We start from the raw sequence: 254 nt of genomic DNA, 5'->3' as shown, positions 1-254 counted from the left end.
GGCCTGACAGAAGCTCCAGGCGAAGACGCCCATCCATCCTCGCTCGAAAAATCTGGCTCCATCTACGTCCATTGAGGTTCACCGCAGCGAAAGCTGCGGACCACACGGAAATCCCACATTCTGGTGTCCTGCTCACCGTCGACTGGGCGTCGACTGTGCCGGCGATCGAAACAACATCTTCGGAACGAACGGTGAGCAGACCTCCCAACAATGGCTGCAGGTCGGGTAGCAGACCTTCCTCGAACAGATCGACC

Annotated in this window: 1 protein-coding gene; it reads right to left on the bottom strand. The window is 58.3% G+C overall.

What is annotated here, in order from left to right; translation table 11 throughout:
* Positions 1–254, bottom strand: a 254-nt coding sequence (locus SB724_RS21055) for a hypothetical protein (protein WP_410572922.1), incomplete at both ends; no start/stop codon positions are given.

It is taken from the genome of Bacillus sp. SIMBA_031 (assembly GCF_046535225.1).
Lineage (GTDB): Bacteria > Bacillota > Bacilli > Bacillales > Bacillaceae > Bacillus > Bacillus velezensis.
Note: the sequence above shows the minus strand (reverse complement) of the source record. Positions and strands in the feature narration are given on the sequence as shown.